This is a genomic window from Halanaerobium polyolivorans (assembly GCF_020711195.1).
Classification (GTDB): domain Bacteria; phylum Bacillota; class Halanaerobiia; order Halanaerobiales; family Halanaerobiaceae; genus Halanaerobium; species Halanaerobium polyolivorans.
Window position 1 is genome coordinate 42,765 of record NZ_JAJFAT010000001.1, and the last position, 17,538, is coordinate 60,302.

Sequence of the window (17,538 nt, forward strand, 5' to 3'; positions counted from 1 at the left end):
TCAAAAATGAAGAAATATATTTTGGTTAAGCTAAAATTTATCAGGCAGAATGATAAGGGGTATATCATCTATTTAAACTTAGTTTTAATCTCTCTAATCGCCCTTTTTATCCCCTTATTAATACAGCAGCAGTACCTTAATCATCAGATCAGCAGACAGAGAGCTTACAGCAGTCAAAACAGAGCTGCAGTGGAAGCTGGTCTGGAATATATTCTATATCAAATAAATGCTGGGGTTGAACTGCCTCTGGCAGAAGAATTATATTTAGCTGAGGAGCTAAAAGTAAATATTAGAGGGGAAGAAGGTGAAGAATATAATTATTTTTATTCTGAATCCACAAATAAAAATAATAAATACCTCATTGAGATTACTGTAGATAAAGAGAATTTAAGCATAATCAATAAAAAAATTAGTAGGGGTGATTAGATGTTTAATAAATATGTCTCGCTTTCTATTCCCTGTAATGATTCTTTTAAGAACATTGTCGCTAAATATAATCAAGATGAGATTGAAGTATTAGAAGGTATTACTGAGCTTGAACATATAGGTAAGATTAAAAAGTTCAATTTTAACTGCCGCTATGTTGTTTTAATACCTGCTGAAGATCTTCTCTATCGATCCTTGGCCATTCAGCCTAAAAATGACTTTAAAATCAGTGAACAGCAGATATTTTCTCAATTAAATCAAAATGGGATAGAATTTGAAAATGAATATTATTATGACTATCTGGATAATAATCCTCAAAGTGATCAAAAGTCCAAAGAGATCAAATTATTTGCCGCCGAAAAAGAACAGCTTGATCCATTAACAGCAGTACTTGATAAAAACCGCAACAATTATTTGGTTTCTGCTTTACCTGTGGTAATATATTCGGTGATCAATGGGCTGAGAGATGAAGCTAACTTTTTGTTGTACTATAAGTTTGGTGGCGATTATACGGTCTTGTTGGTTGAAAACAATTATTTAGAGCTGGTTAGGTCTTCAATAAAAAAATCAGAATTAAAAGAAGAGCTAGAAAAAATAAAAAAATACTATCTTAATGTAAAAAAATCTAAACTCTCTCTTTTAGAAGGCAGTAGTGAACTGCTCGATTTAGATAATTTTGTCAATCTTAAAGAAGATGATTTTGTTTTTCTCAGTTCACTGCTCTGGTGTGTAAGTAGATGCTGATCACCTTTAAAGAGAAAAGATTTGCTCTCAAAGATAAGGTGCTTAAATACAGCCTGATAATACTATTGATCACATTTTTGCTGCTTTCTGGCTTAAATAATTATCTTAATCTAAAACAGAAAAATATTAAGGCAGAAATCAGAGAAGACTTAAATATGACACAGAGGTACAGCAGGCTTGAAAAGAGTTTAGAGATAGAAAATGAAGTTAAAAAAGTTTTCTTTTCTGAGCTGCTCTTTTTATTAAGCAGTTATTCTAATCAGCTGAGCTATCAGAGTTTAATCATCGATCGGCAGAAAATAATACTTGAGGGCAGCACAGCTAAAAAAGAAAATATTATTAAGCTATTAGAGCTCTTAAGTGATGACAATAATTTTAAGCAAGCAGAACTTAAAGAAATCAGAGCTGGAGAAAACTATGATTTTAAAATAGAAACTCAGCTCAAATAGTTTAAAGCTTTGGGGGGCTAAAGATGAGAGCAGAGAATTACAAAGTAATTAAAACAATATTTTTAATTTTAATTATAGTACTGCTATTACATACTCTTTTTAGTTTAGATAGAAATTTTAAAGAACTAAACAATTTAAAATTAGAAGCACTTAGCACAGAAAATAATTTAATCAAAACAGAAAAAATTTATCAAGCTAAGCTTTTAGAAAATAACTCAAAGCTGCCAAAGCAAAGTATGAATTTAGAAACAAGGGCTGCACAGATTATAGAACAAAGCAGTAGTTTTGACTTAAATCTGCTCCACTATAACAGCAGCAGCCGGGCAATAAGCTTAAGTTTTAGGGGGGATTTTGAGTCTGTTTACAGCTTCTTAAATGATCTAGAAAAGGGAAGTCTAGTTTTGGATCTAGAAAAGATAGAACTTTTTAAAGATGACTTAGATCTCCTCTTTAATTTAAAAATAATAAGCAGAAACTGAGTTGATAAAGATGGCAGTTAAGATTAAGAAAAAAGAATTGCTCCTGGTTTTGATCACAATCTTAATAATATTAATTGGAGTAAATATTTTTAATAACATCAGGCAGAGGCCAGCAGAAAATGCAATAAATATTGAAAGGGAGAGTGAAGAAAAAGAAGCTGAGCTTAAAGTTCCTGATCAAGCTGAAACTGAAGAACAAAGCTCAAAAATGATTGCTTCTTTAGATGAGCTACAGGATCCATTTTTTGCTCAAAGTCTGGATTCAGAGGCAGAGCAAAAAGCTGCGGTTAAAGAAACAGATCTTTTAAGCTTTAGAGATGATTTTTATTATGAAGAAAACTTGAGTCAAGAAGTCTTTTTAGAGCCAATCAGAGATGAGCAAATTAAGCAAGCAGAAAAGAGAATAGAGCAAATAACTATCCCTTTTAAACTACAGGGAATTATTAAAGATAAGAATTACAGTCTGGCTTTTTTTGAATATCAGAATAATATCTTTGAAAAAAGAGAGGGAGAAAAATTAGCCGGCTTTATGATCGAAAAGATTGGAGTTAAAAAAGTTGAGATAAGTTTAGAAGACTTTAGGGCAAAATTATCGGTCTGGGGGGATAAGCAAGTTGAATAAAAAAAGAATAATTTTAATTTTGATTTTGGTCTTTTTAATCATGCTTTTTGAGCTGAGCTTTATTTCTGCAGCTCAATTAAGTCAAAAAAGGATCAGTGTTAATTTAAACAGGGTGGAATTAGAAAGGGCTCTAATTATTTTAGCTGATTTAGGTGGGGTTAATCTTATCTCTGATAAATCAGTGAGTGGAAATGTAACAGCAATTTTTGATGAGGTTAAGTTTGTTGATGCTCTTGATTTGCTGACCCAGAGTTTCGATCTAAGCTACAGCAAAACTGATAAGACAATTTTTGTCAGCAGCAGAGAAAATATTGAAGCTCAACAGCGGGAAATAACTCAGGAGAAATATCTTTTAAAACACATAAATTCAGAAAAAGCAATTGAGCATTTAGAGAAAGCATTTAAAGAAATTAACTTTATTAATTTAGAAAGTGGTGGGATCTTAGTAGAAGCTGACTTAAAAGAACAGCAGGCAGTTAAAGAACTGCTTTTAGAGCTTGATCAACCTCAAAAACAGGTTTTAATTAAGGCTAGAATAGAAGAAATTAGCCGCAATAAGGTTAAAGAGCTTGGTATAAACCCCGATCAACTTTCTGAACTCAGTTTTATTAAAGATGATTCAGGAAGTATAGAAAAACTCAGGCTTAGCTGGCCTGACACTTTAAGAATCTTAGCAGAAGAGGGAGCTTCTAATATCCTGGCTAATCCCAGCTTGATGACCTTAGATAGAAAGAAGGCTAAACTTGTAATCGGTGATCAAATCCCCGTTAAATTAGAGCGGGTAGAGGGAGATAATATTGTTTCCAGTTTAAGCTATATTGAAGCGGGAATTGTGCTGGAGTTTTTACCAAAAATAATCAATGATGATCAGATCCTGCTGCAGATCAAACCTTCTGTTAACAGTATCGGACAGGTTGTTGCAGATGGACTGCCGGCAGTTAACTCTAGAAGTGCAGAAACTACTGTTATTTTAGAAAATGAGCAGGTTTTAGCTATAGGAGGTTTGATCAAAGAAGATGAAATAAATTCTTTAAGCAAGGTCCCCTTTTTTTCTGAACTACCGCTTTTGGGGAATTTATTTAGATCAGAAAAAAATATGCTGATGAATTCAGAGCTGGTAATTTTTATCAGCCCAAAAATCATTTACAGTGGAAAAGAAGAAAAAATAGCTAAAAAACAAGAATTTGACAAAAATATGCAGGAATTAAGTGATAGTAAAGAGAACTATAAAAATAGAGAATTTATTCAATTAACAAGTGAAGAAATAAGAGAAATTTTAAATAACTAAAAAGGAGATTCTCTTCTTTTATAGAATTTTAATTCAGGGGAAACCCTGAATTTTTTCTTAGATATAGAAAGTAGATGATTAAAATGGGGAAAAAGGCTTTAAATCAAAAATTAAAAAAAGCTATTATTTTTCTAATTTATATCTGTAATTTCTTGATCTTATTTGCTTATTTACCTTTTTATAGGGAATTTGATTTATATAGAACAGATGGCAGCAATTATCAGCTCTCACGTTTTGATAATATTTACCTGCCCCGCTTACATATTTTATCGATCAGTATCTTCGTTTTGCTTTTAATCTTTTTGTATCTATTTATCAAAAGTGATAAAAAGATCAAAGGCAATTTATTTAATTATTTGCTGATGGCACTTTTTCTGCTTTTTTCCCTGGCTACTTTTTTTGCTATAGATAGACATACAGCCCTACATGGGAGAGTTTATCGCTGGGAGGGTTTTATAAGTTTAGCCAGCTACTTATTTTTAGCTTTTTTAACAGCTAATTTTGTAGATGAGTTAAAAGAATTTAAGCATTATGCTTATCTTATCTGGGGTTCAGCAGTTCTCTTATCAATTTATGGTTTAATGCAGTTTTTTGGTTTTGATTTTATTACTAGAGATCCGATTAGAGAAAATTGGTATAGGGCTTTTGCCACTTTTGGCAACCCGAATTTTGCCGCCAGTTTTGTAGTTCTTGTTTTACCAACTTTGATATTGTTCTATCTGGCCGCAAAAAAAGGGGAATATAAGTTTTCAGCTTTTCTTGCAAGTGGTCTGCTTTATGCTTTTATGCTTGCTACAGCTACCAGAGGGAGCTGGCTGGGTTTTTTCTTGACAGCGGTAATTGCCCTAATTATTCTCTTTGATTATTTAAAAACTAAGCAAAGAGAAGTAATAAAACTAGTGATCTTCTTTTTGGTGATCACCATTTTTATTAATTTTTTTCATGGTGGTGTGGTCAGCAGCAGATTTTTAAGCATATTTGGAGATTTTAGAGATCTTTCATCTGGAGATGAAGAGGTGATCGATCAGGTTGGAAGTTCAAGGATCTTTATTTATAGAAATTCTCTGCCGCTGCTCTTAGAGAGCCCTATCTTAGGGGTGGGACCTGACAATTTTGCTGAGGTTTTCCCCCAGGAAGATTTTCAAGAATTTAAGGGTAATCAGAGGCAGATAGTAGATAAAGCTCATTCTGAATACATCCAGCTGGGAGTAACAACAGGTTTACCGGCCCTATTTATTTATCTAGCTTTAATCAGCTATATATTATTTAAGTTAAAACCTAAAACTTTTAAAGAGATAGATCTAAAAAAGAGAGAAGATCAGAAAAGATTTATTAAAAGCTGTCTCTTTTTTGCAATTGCTGCCTATGTTCTTCAGGCTGCTTTGAATATCAGTGTTATAACGGTTGCTCCAATATATTGGACAGTTTTGGGTTTTGCAGGAGCATATATATTTAAATTTGAAATCGAGAATTATGAGGAGGAAGTAGGATGAAAATATTTTTAGCAGGTTTTATGGCTGCCGGAAAGAGCACAGTAGCACAAATTATTGCAGAAAAAAAAGATCTAAAATTTTATGATAATGATGAAGAAATAGTTAAAAGAGAAGGTAAATCTATTGCCGAGATATTTGCCCAGCATGGTGAATCATATTTTCGCAAAGTAGAAAAAGAAACCATTAACTACCTTTTAGCAAAAGATGAAGATGCAGTTATTGCTTTAGGTGGAGGGGCGGTACTTGATGCTCAATTACGCAAAAAACTAATCGAAGAAAGTGAAATATTCTGTATAGATGTTAGTGCAGAAGAAGTTATAAAAAGGTGTGCTGATTCTGAGATTGTGAGACCACTTTTAGAGGTGGAAAACCCCTTAAAAAAAGTGAGAGATTTATTAGAAACAAGAAGAGAGGCTTATCAAGATATTCCCGAACATATAGACAGCAACCAGCACAACCCAGAAGAAATTGCCGAAGAAATTTTGAGCAGAATCCCCGACCAGAAAATAGCAATCAAAATTGAAAATAATGATATAGAATATCCGGTGATCATCAATAATAGTTTTAAAGTTAACTCCTTTAAGAAGATTTTAAGAAAGATTGAGGGACGTAAGGTCTTGTTAACAGCAGATGAAAAAGTTCTAAAACTGCATGGAGAAGGTTTTGTTGATCTTTTAGCAGAAAAGGCAGAAATAATATTATTTAAACTTGATGCAGGTGAAAAAATTAAAGATCTCAAGTATCTTCAGCAGGCATATGATATTTTATATGAGAATAATTTTACCCGTTCAGATTATGTGATAGCCTTTGGAGGAGGTACCATAGGCGATTTAGCCGGTTTTATAGCTTCAACTTATCTTAGAGGCCTTAAATTAATTCAGATGCCTACAACTTTAATTTCACAGCTTGACAGCAGTGTTGGTGGTAAAACAGCAGTTAACTTCAAGGATACCAAGAACCTGATCGGTAGTTTTTATCAGGCAGAACTGGTCTATTATCATTTGGACTGGTTAAAAACCCTTTCTCAAGCTGAGGTAAAATCTGGCTTAGGTGAGGTAATCAAATATGCCATTTTAGGTGGGGAACCCCTCTTTTCCTTATTAAAAGAAAATAAGACAGAGATATTAGAGCTGGAAGCAGAAATAATGCAAAAAATATCTAAGCTTTCTCTGGAGATGAAAAACTATTATGTGGCTGCAGATGTTAAAGATAAAGGACTGCGCAAAAAGTTGAACTTAGGCCACAGCTTTGGTCATGCTGTAGAAGGGGTAGAAAAGTTTAAATACAAACATGGTGAAGCAGTGGTGATGGGGATTGCTTTTACGGCCTTTTTATCAAATAAGATTGGGGTTTTAAATGAGCAGAGTTTTCAGCAAATAATAGAGCTGCTGCAGAGCTTTAATTATCAGCTTTTTCCCTCAAAAGATATTGGGCCAGATGATTTAGCTAAATATATAGCCCATGATAAAAAGATCAGTGATAATAAAATGTGGTGGGTTTTAATTAATGATCTTGGTGACACTTATTTGAGCGATAAATTTGATCATAAAAATATTAAAAAATATCTGGAGGAATACTTATGCAAAAAGTGGCTGTAATTCACGGACCAAATTTAAATATGCTGGGTTTAAGAGAACCCGAAATTTATGGAAGTAATAATCTGGAGAGCCTTAACCAGGACTTAAGGAAAAAAGCTAAAGAACTGGACTTAGAAATTGAGATAATGCAGAGCAATCACGAAGGTGAGATAGTCGATTTTCTGCATCAAAATTATGAAAAGCTGGCAGGGGTAGTAATCAATCCAGGTGGATTAACCCACACCAGTGTTGTGCTGAGAGATGCTTTAGCTGCAGTTCGATTACCTGTGATCGAGGTTCATATCAGTAATATTCATCAAAGAGAAGAATTTAGACATAAATCTTTAACAGCTGCTGTGGCAGTTGGCCAGATTAGTGGCTTAGGTGTTCAAGGATATAGTTTAGCCTTAGAAGGCCTAAATAATATTTTGGGAGGAGAGAAGTATTAGTGGAGCAGAGATTAAATAAAGTGAGAGAAAAAATGCAGGAAAATCAGATAGATAATTTTTTAGTTACTAAAAAAGAAAATATTCGCTATTTGAGCAATTTTACCGGTACAACCGGGAGAATACTGCTCACCGAAAAAGACAATTTTTTTATAACAGATTTCCGTTATCTTGATCAGGCTTCCAAAGAGTGCCAAGGTTTTAGCATCAAAGAGATCAGCAGTAATTTTGTCGATAATTTTGCTGAATTTCTTCAGTCTTTAAATATTAAAAAAATGGCTTTTGAAAGTAAAGATATCAACTATAAAAGCTATGCTGATTTTAAAGAGAAATTAAATTTAGCTGAACTACAGCCTCAGGAAGCTTTGCTAGAAGAGCTGAGGCTGATCAAAGATAAAAGTGAGCTTAAAAAAATAAGAAAAGCAGTTGCAATAGCTGATCAGGGCTTTGAATTTTTGCTTGATTTTATTCAAAGTGGTAGAAGAGAAAAAGAAATTGCCCTTGAACTGGAGTTTTTTATGAGAAAACAGGGAGCAGAAGCTAAAGCCTTTGATTTTATTGTTGCTTCAGATAAAAGGGGAGCTTTACCCCATGGGGTTGCCTCAAATAAAGTGATAGAAAAAGGTGCCTTTATTACCATTGACTTTGGCTGTGTTTATCAGGGTTATCACTCTGATATCACCAGAACAATTGCCTTAGGTGAGGTTTCAGACAAACATAAGGAGATCTATTCTGTGGTCTTAAATGCTCAGCAAAAAGTAATCTCAGAGATCAAAGCTGGTCTCAGCTGTGTAGAAGCAGATAAAATTGCCAGAGATTATATAGCAGCAGCAGGTTATGAAGATAATTTTGGCCATGGCTTAGGCCATGGATTGGGGCTTGAAATTCATGAAGGACCCAGATTATCTCCCACCTCTGATGGAATCTTAAAAGCAGGTATGGTGGTTACTGATGAACCGGGGATCTATATCTCAGAATTTGGTGGAGTGAGAATAGAAGATGACCTCCTGATAACAGAAGAGGGCTGTGAGGTTTTAAATTCTGCTCCCAAAGAACTGATAGTGCTTTAAATAATTTGTTTAAAAAGCCTATATCTGCTATAATTAAATTCAGAATAAAGTAGTGGAGGTGGTTGTTTTGATATCAACTAATGATTTCAATACAGGTTTAACCATAGAACTAGATGGAGAAGTATATCAGGTGCTGGAATTTCAGCACTCTAAATCAGGTCGCGGTAGTGCCTTTGTCCGCAGCAAATTAAGAAATGTTGAAGAAGGATATGTAATCAATAAGACATTTAAAGCAGGAGAAAAGGTAGAAACCGCCCATGTTGATAAAAAGAAAATGCAGTTTTTATACTGGGATGGCAGTGATTATATTTTCATGGATAATGAAACATATGAGCAATTTCATTTAAGTGAAGAGCAGCTGGGAGATAAGATAAATTACTTAAAAGAAAATATGGAGCTTGAGATATCGCTTTATCAAAAACGTCCCATAGATATTGATCTACCAACTTTTGTCGAATTAGAGGTAGAACAAACTCCCCCAGGTGTTAAAGGAAATACTGTTTCTGGTGGTACAAAAAGAGCAACACTGGAAACCGGACTTGAAATACAGGTCCCTTTATTCATCAATGAAGGGGATATTATCAAAATCGATACCAGAAGTGGTGATTATGTAGAGAGAATTAGTAAATAGGGAAAAAAGGGGGAAATTGAATGGATTATTTAATTGTTGGTGCTGGAGCAGCCGGAGTTACCGCAGCTAAGGAGATTCTTAAAAATAGAAAAGCTGGTGATCAGATCTCAATTTTTACAGATGAAGGCTATCCCTTTTATTACCGCCCCCGACTAATAGATTGTTTGTCAGGTGAAGTTGAGGTTGAAGATATTATAATCCATAATCAGAAATGGTTTGAAGATAATGATATCGACCTCCATTTAGAGGAGAAAATAATTGAGGTCGACAGCAGTAAAAAGCTGATAAAAAGCAAAAAAGCAAGTTATCAATATGATAAATTGCTGCTGGCCAACGGCTCACATCCTTTTGTACCAACTTTTTCTGGAGCAGAACTGGATAATATCTTTAGCTTAAGAACTGCAGAAGACTTAAAAACTATTAATAAAGCTGCTGAAAAAGCTAAGAGTGCTGTTGTAGTTGGGGGAGGTTTATTAGGCCTTGAAATAGCCTATAATCTTGTCAAAAGAAATTTAAAGACAAGAGTCCTTGAGGTTGCACCATATCTATTACCGATGCAGTTAGATCAAAAAGCAGGTAAATTACTGCAGAAAAAAATTGAAAATGAATATCTAGCTGTGACCTGTAGTGCCAAAACAGTCGGTTTTGCTGGGTTAAATAAAGTTAATAAGGTTATTTTAGAAAATGATCAATTAGAAGCTGAGCTTGTTTTAATTTCTACCGGAATTAGAGCTAATACCAAACTGCTCGAAAATTGCAATCTCGAGGTTAATAGAGCTATTAAGGTAGATCAAAAGATGCAGAGCTCTCAAGAAGACATTTTTGCTGCCGGTGATATTGCCGAATTCAAGGAAAAGCTTTATGGAATTTGGCCGCCCTCTATTCAGCAGGGAAAGGTAGCCGGAGCAGTAATGAGCGGCCGGGAAGCCAGTTTTGAGGGATATATTCCTACCCATAAATTAAAGGTAGCTGGCATAAATGTAGTTTCCGTTGGTGAGCTGAATAAAGAAGGTAATTACCAGTCAGAGGTTCTGCTTGATAATCAAAATTATGTCAAGGTTATCAAGTCAGGTCAAGATATAATCGGAGCCATTATAGTTGGTCAATATGAAGCCGAAAAAGAACTGATTGCAGAGATCAAAGGCTAGAAGATTTTGAGTTTTTGAATAGTATATAGGGAGGGGAAAGATTTATGAGTGAAGAAAAGAAAGATTTAAATGAAAATGAAGAAGTAGAAGTTGATGAAGGAAAAATTAAAATTGCTGATGAGGTAGTTAGTATTATAACAGGTCTTGCTGCAACAGAGATCGAGGGTGTTGCCGGAATGAGTGGTGGCCTGGTCGGTGGAATCGCAGATATGTTGGGAAGAAAAAATCTCAGTAAAGGTGTTAAGGTAGAAGTTAATGATGATGAGGCCTTAATCGATGTTTATGTTGTCATCGATTATGGTAAATCTATCCCAGATGTAGCCTGGCAGATTCAGGATAATGTTAAAGAAGCTGTAGAAGGTATGACAGGCCTTAATGTTAAGACCATCAATGTTCATGTCCAGGGTGTTAATCTTCCCGAGGAAGATGAAGTAGAGGTAGAAACTGTTGAGGAAGCTGAAGAAGATTAAATTAGATTATAGCTAAAATAAAGAAGAAGTGGGGGTAATGCCATGAAAATAATAAAAAATATTTTTTCATTTATAATAGCTCTACTGGTTATAATTTTAACGCTGACTCTTTCAGTATATAGTTTTGGCCTGATCTCAGCCGATTTATTAACAGATCTGCTTCGAGCAACTCACAACAACTTACAGGCAGCAGTTGGATTTCTGGTTGTTTTTGTGATGGCACTCTTTCTTATCTATCCATTTTTCACAGATAAAAAGATCAAACAGACCAAACTATTAAGTTCAGAGTCAGGAGATATATCAATTACAATTGCTGCTCTTTCCAATTTAATCAAAGATAGGGTTAATGAGCGCAAAAAATTGGAAGATATTTCGATCAAGCTTGATGAAAGTGATGCTGGTCTGACAATAACCCTCAGCGGCAGACTTACTGTACCCGGAGATCTACCTTCAATTAGCGAAAATATTCAAAGAGATCTCAAAGAATATATTGAGCAGACAACAGGTATTAAGGTAGCAAAGGTACAGATAAGTATTAATGATGTAAAAAAAGATAAAAGTTTAGCCAATAAATCCGGATGAGGTGGTATATAAATGGATATGAAGCAGTTTAAAGCATGGTTATCTAACTATATAGCTAATAATCCTAAAAAAATTACAGGGGCAGTAATTGGCTTAATTGTTGGTATTTTAATTTTAACAATTGGCTTTTTCAAAACCCTACTGCTCTGTATAACTACTTTACTGGGATATTATTTGGGTTCGAGAATTAACTTTGAAGAGGATATAAAAAAAGTTATAATGAAGGTAATACCGGATAGGTTTAAATAGTTGGAAATGAGGTAATTATGAATGGATAAGGTTTCAAGACATAAACAGAGGATTTGGGTTTTGCAAATTCTTTACGGGCTTGATATTAGAAATAAGCTTGACTTAGAAAGTGCCCTCAAAAGCTTCAGAGATTTTCTAGCAGAAAAAGAGATGACAAAGGAAGATATTTATGCCAAAGAGCTTTTATTAGGGGTAATCACAGAAAGAGAGATCTTAGATGCCCAGATAAATGAGCAGGCTATAGACTGGACAGTAGAGAGAATGCCTGCTGTTGATAGGAATATCCTTAGAATAGCAATTTATGAAATTCAACATGAGATACCGGTTGGAGTTGCTATTAATGAAGCGGTTAAAATAGCTAAAAAATTTGCAGATGATCGCTCACCATCATTTATTAATGGGATACTTGCAAAATTTGCTTAATTAATGAGGGCCTTGGCCCTCATTTTTCTTTATTTATTGCCCATTTTATGTTATATTTTATTTAGGTAAAAAATTTTAGCCATTTTCATATTAATATTTAAATAAATGGGGTGCAGTAAATGGATTATTCAGCTAGTATAGCAGAAGTAGAAGAATCAAAAACTATTGCGGTGAGCAGTAAAGCAAATAAACTGATCGAGAAGGGTGAAGATATTATAAGTTTTGGGGCAGGTGAACCCGATTTCCCTACTCCAGATTTTATAAAATCTGCTGCTGTTAAGGCAATGGATAAAGGCTATACGGGTTATACTTCTGCTTCAGGCCTACCTAAATTAAAAAAGGCAGTTGTAGACAAATTTGCCAAAGACTATAATTTCCAGTATTCTCCAGAAGAAGTTATTGTCTGCAATGGTGGTAAACAGGTTTTATTTAATGGTCTAAAGGCTATTTTAAACAAAGGAGACGAGGTTTTAATCCCAAAGCCTTACTGGGTTTCCTACCCAGAGATGGTTAAGTTAGCAGGTGGTAAGGCGGTATTTGTTGAGACAAAATTTGAAAATGAATATAAGCTTACTGCTGCTGAATTAAAAAAGAGCCTCAATAAAAACACCAAAGCAATTATTTTAAACTCTCCTTCAAATCCAGATGGACATTTTTATTCTCAAAGAGAACTTGAAGTATTGATCGATATATTAAGAAAAGAAGAGATCTTTATCATCAGTGATGAGATTTATGATAAATTGCTTTATGATGGACTAGAATTTAAATCAATTATAGAACTCTGTCCTGATCTCAAAGATAGAATTCTAATTGTTAATGGAATGTCAAAAACATATTCGATGACAGGCTGGAGGGTTGGTTTTGGTTATGCCAATCAAGAATGGATAAATAATATGGCAAAAATTCAAAGTCATACCACTTCTAATGTTAATACCATTGCTCAGTATGCAAGTGCTGAAGCCTTAACTAATCATGATTTAGCTGATATAGTGGCTGAACGGAGAACTATATATGAAAAAAGAAGAGATCTGCTGGCAGAATTATTGGCCGATATTCCTTATTTAAAGGCCATAAAACCGGCTGGTGCCTTCTATTTTTTCATCGATATTTCAGCTCTTTTCAAGCAAAAGATCAAGGGAGAAGAGATAAGTGATTCACTTAGCTTTGCTGATCTGCTGCTTAAAAATGCAAAGGTTGCGGTAGTTCCCGGAATTGCTTTTGGAATGGATAATTTTATCAGGCTATCATTTGCCTTAAGTGAAGAAAAAATAGAAGCAGGTCTGTTAAGGATTAAAAAATTTGTTAATGACTTAAATTAAGTTTTTAAAAAAGAAAAAAAGAGCAGTATTAACTGCTCTTTAAATACATTTAAACTAAGATGGTGCGAAAGGAGGGATTCGAACCCTCACGGTCGTGAGACCACTAGACCCTGAATCTAGCGCGTCTGCCAGTTCCGCCACTTTCGCTCTGACAAAGAATATTTTAACTTAAATCAGCTTATTTGTCAAGCTCAAATAGTTGTTTGAACTTTTAAAAAGGAGTTCTTTTTTAAGCAATATATTATATTTTTTGAATATAAAATTTTTTCAGGAAATTTTAAAGGGATTAAGCATAAATACAAAGAACTATACAATAGGGCAGTAGACAAAAAAATTAATGCACAGGAGGGTAATTATGTACGAAGTATTGGCAAAAGAAAAATTAGCACCAACAATCAAAAAGTTGACGGTTAAAGCACCTTTAATCGCCGAAAAAACTCAGCCAGGTAATTTCATCATCTTAAGGGTTGATGAAAAAGGGGAAAGGATCCCACTTACTGTGGCTGATTATGATCGTGAAAAGGGCAGTATCACAATTATTTTTCAGGAAGTAGGTTATTCTACCAAACTGCTGGGTAAGATGGAAAAAGGTGATCAAATCCGAGATATTGTTGGGCCTCTGGGCCACCATATCGATATGGAAGGCTATGAAAAGGTAGTCTTACTCGGTGGCGGTACCGGAACAGCTCTCCTTTATCCTAAGGTTAAGGGGTTTTACGAAATGGGTGCTGAGGTAATTAGTATTACAGGTGCCAGAACCAAGAATTTAATTATACTGGAAGATGATTTAAGAAAATTCAGTGATAAATTATATATTGCTACAGATGATGGCAGTTATGGCCATCATGGCTTTGTAACAGATATACTTAAAGATCTGCTGGAAGAAGAAACAGGTATTGATCTGGTAGTAGCAATCGGACCGGTTCCGATGATGAAAGCAGTGGCAGATATGACCGAAGAATATGGTATAGAAACCATAGTTAGTTTAAATGCGATCATGGTTGATGGAACAGGGATGTGTGGAGCCTGTAGAATCACAGTTGGTGGAGAAACCAAGTTTACCTGTGTTGATGGGCCTTCTTTTGATGCCCACCAGGTTGATTTTGCTGAACTAATGAACAGATTAAGTTTCTATACAAACGAAGAGGAAGAGATAAAAGATAATGCTGTTAAGGAGGAAATTTAATGGCTATGCAGAAAAAAAAGACCTCAATGCAAGAACAAAAAGCAGAAGAAAGAATAAATAACTTTGAAGAAGTTCCTTATGGATATACTGATGAAGAAGCCCTTCAGGAAGCGAAAAGATGTCTGCAGTGTAAAGATGAACCATGTGTAGATGGCTGTCCAGTTGAGGTGCCAATCCCTGATTTTATTCAGGCTATTATAGATGGAGATGTAGAAAAAGCAAATCAAATTATTAAATCTAAAAATAATCTACCTGCAGTTTGTGGTCGGGTCTGTCCCCAGGAAGAACAGTGTGAAGCTGTTTGTGTAATGGGCAATAAATTTGAACCTGTTGCGATAGGAAGGCTGGAAAGATATGTAGCCGACTATAATATGCAGCGGGGTACAGATAAGTCTTCAAAAGAAGAAATAGAAAAAAATAAAATACCGGAGCTGGAAGGCAGAAAGGTTGCAGTAATTGGAGCCGGACCTGCTGGTTTAACTGCAGCAGCTGATCTGGTTAGATTTGGGCTTGAGGTAACAATCTTTGAAGCCCTCCATGATACTGGTGGGGTATTAAGTTATGGGATTCCTGAATTTAGAATGCCCAAAGAAATTGTTGATCAAGAAGTAGAGGCTATTAAAGAACTGGGAGTTGAAATCAAATTAAATGTACTGGTTGGTAAAACCATTACCATAGATGAGCTTTTTGAAGAAGGCTATGAAGCTGTATTTATCGGGGTTGGAGCCGGTTTACCAAGATTTTTAGGTATTCCAGGTGAAAATCTAAATGGTGTTTATTCTGCCAATGAATTTTTAACCAGGGTTAATTTAATGAAGGCCTTTAAATATCCCGAATACAAAACCCCGGTTAAAGTAGGTAATAAAGTTGCGGTTGTTGGGGGAGGGAATGTTGCGATGGATGCTGCCAGAACTGCTAAAAGACTGGGTTCTGAGAATGTCTACATAGTCTACAGGCGGGCAGCTGAACAGATGCCGGCCCGGAGTGAAGAGATAGAACATGCCAGAGAAGAGGGCATAATCTTTAAACTCTTAAATAATCCGGTAGAGATCCACGGTGATCAGGGTAGAGTTGATAAAATGGAATGTGTAGAGATGGAATTGGGAGAAAAAGATGATTCAGGAAGAAGAAGACCGATTCCTATTGAAGGTTCCAACTGGATGCTGGATATAGATACCGCTATTATTGCTATCGGGACAAATCCTAATCCACTTTTAACTAAAAACACCAAAGATCTAGCAACTAAAAGCTGGGGTGGAATCAAGGTAGATGATAATCAGCAGACAAGTAGAGAAGGTGTCTATGCCGGTGGTGATGTTGTAACCGGTGCAGCAACAGTTATTAAAGCTATGGGAGCAGGTAAAACTGCCGCAAAAAATATCAAAGAATATTTGTTAAATAAATCTGATAAATAGAAATGGCTGATATATATGTCTAATTTATATGGAGAGAATCTTTTCAGCAAAGAAGAAAAAAAGATTTATACAGTTCAAGAAATTACCGAGTATCTTCAAAGCTTAATCAAAGAAGATACTCTTCTTTCTGACTTTTATATAACAGGAGAAATATCGAACTTTTATCATCACGGCTCAGGTCATATGTACTTTACCCTCAAGGATGAGAATACCCAGCTTAAAACAGTGATGTTTAAAGGCTATAATTCCAGTCTTGATTTTGAGCCAGAAGATGGGATGCAGGTTACTGCCAGGGGCAATCTCGATATCTACCCTCAGCGGGGTGAATATCAGTTTTATGCCAGGGAGATGGAAGAAGCAGGAAAGGGAGACCTTTATGCTGCTTATGAAAAACTAAAAAAGGCCTTAAAAGCAGAAGGACTATTTGAGGCTGAACACAAAAAAGAGATTCCCAAACTGGCCAGCAAAATTGGCATAGTTACTTCGCCGACCGGGGCAGCAATCAGGGATATACTCTCTGTGATGAAAAGAAGAAGTGGAGACTTTTCGGTTTTAATAGTTCCCACTCATGTCCAGGGTAAACATGCTGCCGGTGAAATAAAAAAAGCAATCGAATACTTAAACAGCAGAGATGATATAGATCTGATTATTGTTAGTCGAGGTGGGGGCTCAATTGAAGACCTCTGGGCTTTTAATGAAGAAGAGGTTGCCAGGGCCATCTACAACTCCAAACTGCCGGTAATCAGTGGAGTTGGTCATGAAAGTGATTTCTGTATTTCCGATTTTGTTGCAGATCTAAGGGCTCCAACTCCTTCTGCTGCAGCAGAACTTGCCACAGCCAATAGAGAAGAAATTTTAGATAAGCTTAAAAGCTTAAGCCAGAGGCTGCTCAATACAACTACAAATGAGATCAAACAAAAACAGCAGAAAATTAAGAGTATTGCTGAACGCAGAATATTTATGCGTCCGGAAGAAATCTTTAGAGATTATGAATTAAAACTCGATAACTTAGAAAGAACTTTAAACCATCAAATTGAAAAACAGCTGCAGAGCTGGGAAAATAAATATAATTTACTGCAGCAGAAGCTGAGTAATTTAAGTCCTTTAAAAACCCTAGAGAGGGGTTACAGCATTTTACAGGACCAGAGAGAAAAAACTGTGAATTCAATTGATAATATAAAAAGTGGAGATCTTTTAACAGCCAGATTAAGTGATGGTAGAGCTGAGCTGCAGGTAAACTCCACAGAAAAAGCAGGTGAATTGAATGAGTAAAGAAAAATTTGAAGCAGATTTAGATTTTGAAAAAGCTTTAGAAGACTTAGAAAAAATAGTAGATAAATTAGAAAAAGGTGGTCTTTCCTTAGATAAGACCTTAGAAGAATTCAGCCGAGGAATGAAACTGCTTAAATTTTGCCATGATAAGCTTGATAAGGCCGAGAAAAAAGTTGAGATCATGTTAAAAGAAGGCGATGAGTTTAGTCAAGAAAAACCCTTTGCTGATGAGATCGAGGTGGATTAGAG

21 protein-coding genes and 1 tRNA gene are annotated in these 17,538 nt (G+C 35.2%); 21 read left to right on the plus strand and 1 reads right to left on the minus strand.

The features are described 5' to 3' along the window. Positions 1-6: 6 nt before the first annotated feature. From LJ207_RS00235 to LJ207_RS00315, 17 genes are all read left to right on the plus strand, one after another. Positions 7-426: a hypothetical protein gene (locus tag LJ207_RS00235; protein ID WP_229342930.1), complete on the plus strand. Its 420-nt coding sequence runs from the start codon at positions 7-9 to the stop codon at positions 424-426. Further along, the gene (locus LJ207_RS00240) at positions 427-1,170 is read left to right on the plus strand and encodes a type IV pilus biogenesis protein PilM (RefSeq protein ID WP_229342932.1); all 744 of its coding nucleotides are present in this window, start codon (positions 427-429) and stop codon (positions 1,168-1,170) included. Then, positions 1,164-1,619, plus strand: a complete 456-nt coding sequence (locus tag LJ207_RS00245; RefSeq protein ID WP_229342933.1) for a PilN domain-containing protein — start codon at positions 1,164-1,166, stop codon at positions 1,617-1,619. Before LJ207_RS00240 ends, LJ207_RS00245 begins: the two co-directional genes overlap by 7 nt. 23 nt (positions 1,620-1,642) lie before the next feature. Further along, positions 1,643-2,098: a hypothetical protein gene (locus LJ207_RS00250; protein WP_229342935.1), complete on the plus strand. Its 456-nt coding sequence runs from the start codon at positions 1,643-1,645 to the stop codon at positions 2,096-2,098. Between the two features lies 1 nt (position 2,099). After that, complete coding sequence (locus tag LJ207_RS00255) at positions 2,100-2,720, plus strand: hypothetical protein (protein WP_229342937.1); 621 nt, start codon at positions 2,100-2,102, stop codon at positions 2,718-2,720. Then, the gene (locus LJ207_RS00260; RefSeq protein ID WP_229342939.1) at positions 2,713-4,008 is read left to right on the plus strand and encodes a type II secretion system protein GspD; all 1,296 of its coding nucleotides are present in this window, start codon (positions 2,713-2,715) and stop codon (positions 4,006-4,008) included. Before LJ207_RS00255 ends, LJ207_RS00260 begins: the two co-directional genes overlap by 8 nt. Positions 4,009-4,091: 83 nt before the next feature. Continuing rightward, a complete protein-coding gene (locus LJ207_RS00265; protein WP_229342941.1) occupies positions 4,092-5,501 on the plus strand; it encodes an O-antigen ligase family protein in 1,410 nt (469 codons plus the stop codon). Beyond that, the gene (gene aroB, locus LJ207_RS00270) at positions 5,498-7,099 is read left to right on the plus strand and encodes a 3-dehydroquinate synthase (protein WP_229342943.1); all 1,602 of its coding nucleotides are present in this window, start codon (positions 5,498-5,500) and stop codon (positions 7,097-7,099) included. The genes LJ207_RS00265 and aroB overlap by 4 nt, the downstream gene beginning before the upstream one ends. Next, a complete protein-coding gene (gene aroQ, locus LJ207_RS00275) occupies positions 7,081-7,527 on the plus strand; it encodes a type II 3-dehydroquinate dehydratase (RefSeq protein WP_229342945.1) in 447 nt (148 codons plus the stop codon). The genes aroB and aroQ overlap by 19 nt, the downstream gene beginning before the upstream one ends. Further along, positions 7,527-8,594, plus strand: a complete 1,068-nt coding sequence (locus LJ207_RS00280; protein ID WP_369414128.1) for a M24 family metallopeptidase — start codon at positions 7,527-7,529, stop codon at positions 8,592-8,594. The genes aroQ and LJ207_RS00280 overlap by 1 nt, the downstream gene beginning before the upstream one ends. A gap of 67 nt (positions 8,595-8,661) precedes the next feature. Next, the gene (efp, locus tag LJ207_RS00285) at positions 8,662-9,225 is read left to right on the plus strand and encodes an elongation factor P (RefSeq protein ID WP_229342947.1); all 564 of its coding nucleotides are present in this window, start codon (positions 8,662-8,664) and stop codon (positions 9,223-9,225) included. A 20-nt stretch (positions 9,226-9,245) separates the two neighbouring features. Next, the gene (locus tag LJ207_RS00290; RefSeq protein ID WP_229342949.1) at positions 9,246-10,373 is read left to right on the plus strand and encodes an NAD(P)/FAD-dependent oxidoreductase; all 1,128 of its coding nucleotides are present in this window, start codon (positions 9,246-9,248) and stop codon (positions 10,371-10,373) included. Between the two features lie 44 nt (positions 10,374-10,417). Beyond that, complete coding sequence (locus LJ207_RS00295; RefSeq protein ID WP_229342951.1) at positions 10,418-10,843, plus strand: Asp23/Gls24 family envelope stress response protein; 426 nt, start codon at positions 10,418-10,420, stop codon at positions 10,841-10,843. A 42-nt stretch (positions 10,844-10,885) separates the two neighbouring features. Further along, entirely contained in the window at positions 10,886-11,425 is a 540-nt protein-coding gene (amaP, locus tag LJ207_RS00300) for an alkaline shock response membrane anchor protein AmaP (RefSeq protein ID WP_229342953.1), read from the plus strand. 12 nt (positions 11,426-11,437) lie between these two features. After that, positions 11,438-11,674: a DUF2273 domain-containing protein gene (locus LJ207_RS00305; protein WP_229342954.1), complete on the plus strand. Its 237-nt coding sequence runs from the start codon at positions 11,438-11,440 to the stop codon at positions 11,672-11,674. Positions 11,675-11,695: 21 nt separating this feature from the next. Continuing rightward, complete coding sequence (nusB, locus tag LJ207_RS00310) at positions 11,696-12,097, plus strand: transcription antitermination factor NusB (protein ID WP_229342957.1); 402 nt, start codon at positions 11,696-11,698, stop codon at positions 12,095-12,097. Between the two features lie 119 nt (positions 12,098-12,216). Then, the gene (locus LJ207_RS00315) at positions 12,217-13,416 is read left to right on the plus strand and encodes a pyridoxal phosphate-dependent aminotransferase (RefSeq protein WP_229342959.1); all 1,200 of its coding nucleotides are present in this window, start codon (positions 12,217-12,219) and stop codon (positions 13,414-13,416) included. Between the two features lie 60 nt (positions 13,417-13,476). Here the strand turns inward: LJ207_RS00315 and LJ207_RS00320 are convergent. After that, positions 13,477-13,563 (minus strand) — tRNA-Leu (locus LJ207_RS00320). A 208-nt stretch (positions 13,564-13,771) separates the two neighbouring features. Here LJ207_RS00320 and LJ207_RS00325 point away from each other — a divergent pair. From LJ207_RS00325 to xseB, 4 genes are read left to right on the plus strand one after another with little or no spacing between them, the layout of a single operon-like run. Next, on the plus strand, positions 13,772-14,602 hold the full coding sequence (locus tag LJ207_RS00325) for a sulfide/dihydroorotate dehydrogenase-like FAD/NAD-binding protein (protein WP_229342961.1): 831 nt from the start codon (positions 13,772-13,774) through the stop codon (positions 14,600-14,602). Then, positions 14,602-16,017 carry an NADPH-dependent glutamate synthase gene (gltA, locus tag LJ207_RS00330; protein WP_229342963.1) on the plus strand — a complete coding sequence of 472 codons (1,416 nt, stop codon included), beginning with the start codon at positions 14,602-14,604 and terminating at the stop codon, positions 16,015-16,017. The genes LJ207_RS00325 and gltA overlap by 1 nt, the downstream gene beginning before the upstream one ends. A 15-nt stretch (positions 16,018-16,032) precedes the next feature. Then, the gene (xseA, locus tag LJ207_RS00335; RefSeq protein ID WP_229342965.1) at positions 16,033-17,289 is read left to right on the plus strand and encodes an exodeoxyribonuclease VII large subunit; all 1,257 of its coding nucleotides are present in this window, start codon (positions 16,033-16,035) and stop codon (positions 17,287-17,289) included. Then, the gene (gene xseB / locus LJ207_RS00340) at positions 17,282-17,536 is read left to right on the plus strand and encodes an exodeoxyribonuclease VII small subunit (RefSeq protein WP_229342968.1); all 255 of its coding nucleotides are present in this window, start codon (positions 17,282-17,284) and stop codon (positions 17,534-17,536) included. Before xseA ends, xseB begins: the two co-directional genes overlap by 8 nt. Positions 17,537-17,538 lie beyond the last annotated feature (2 nt).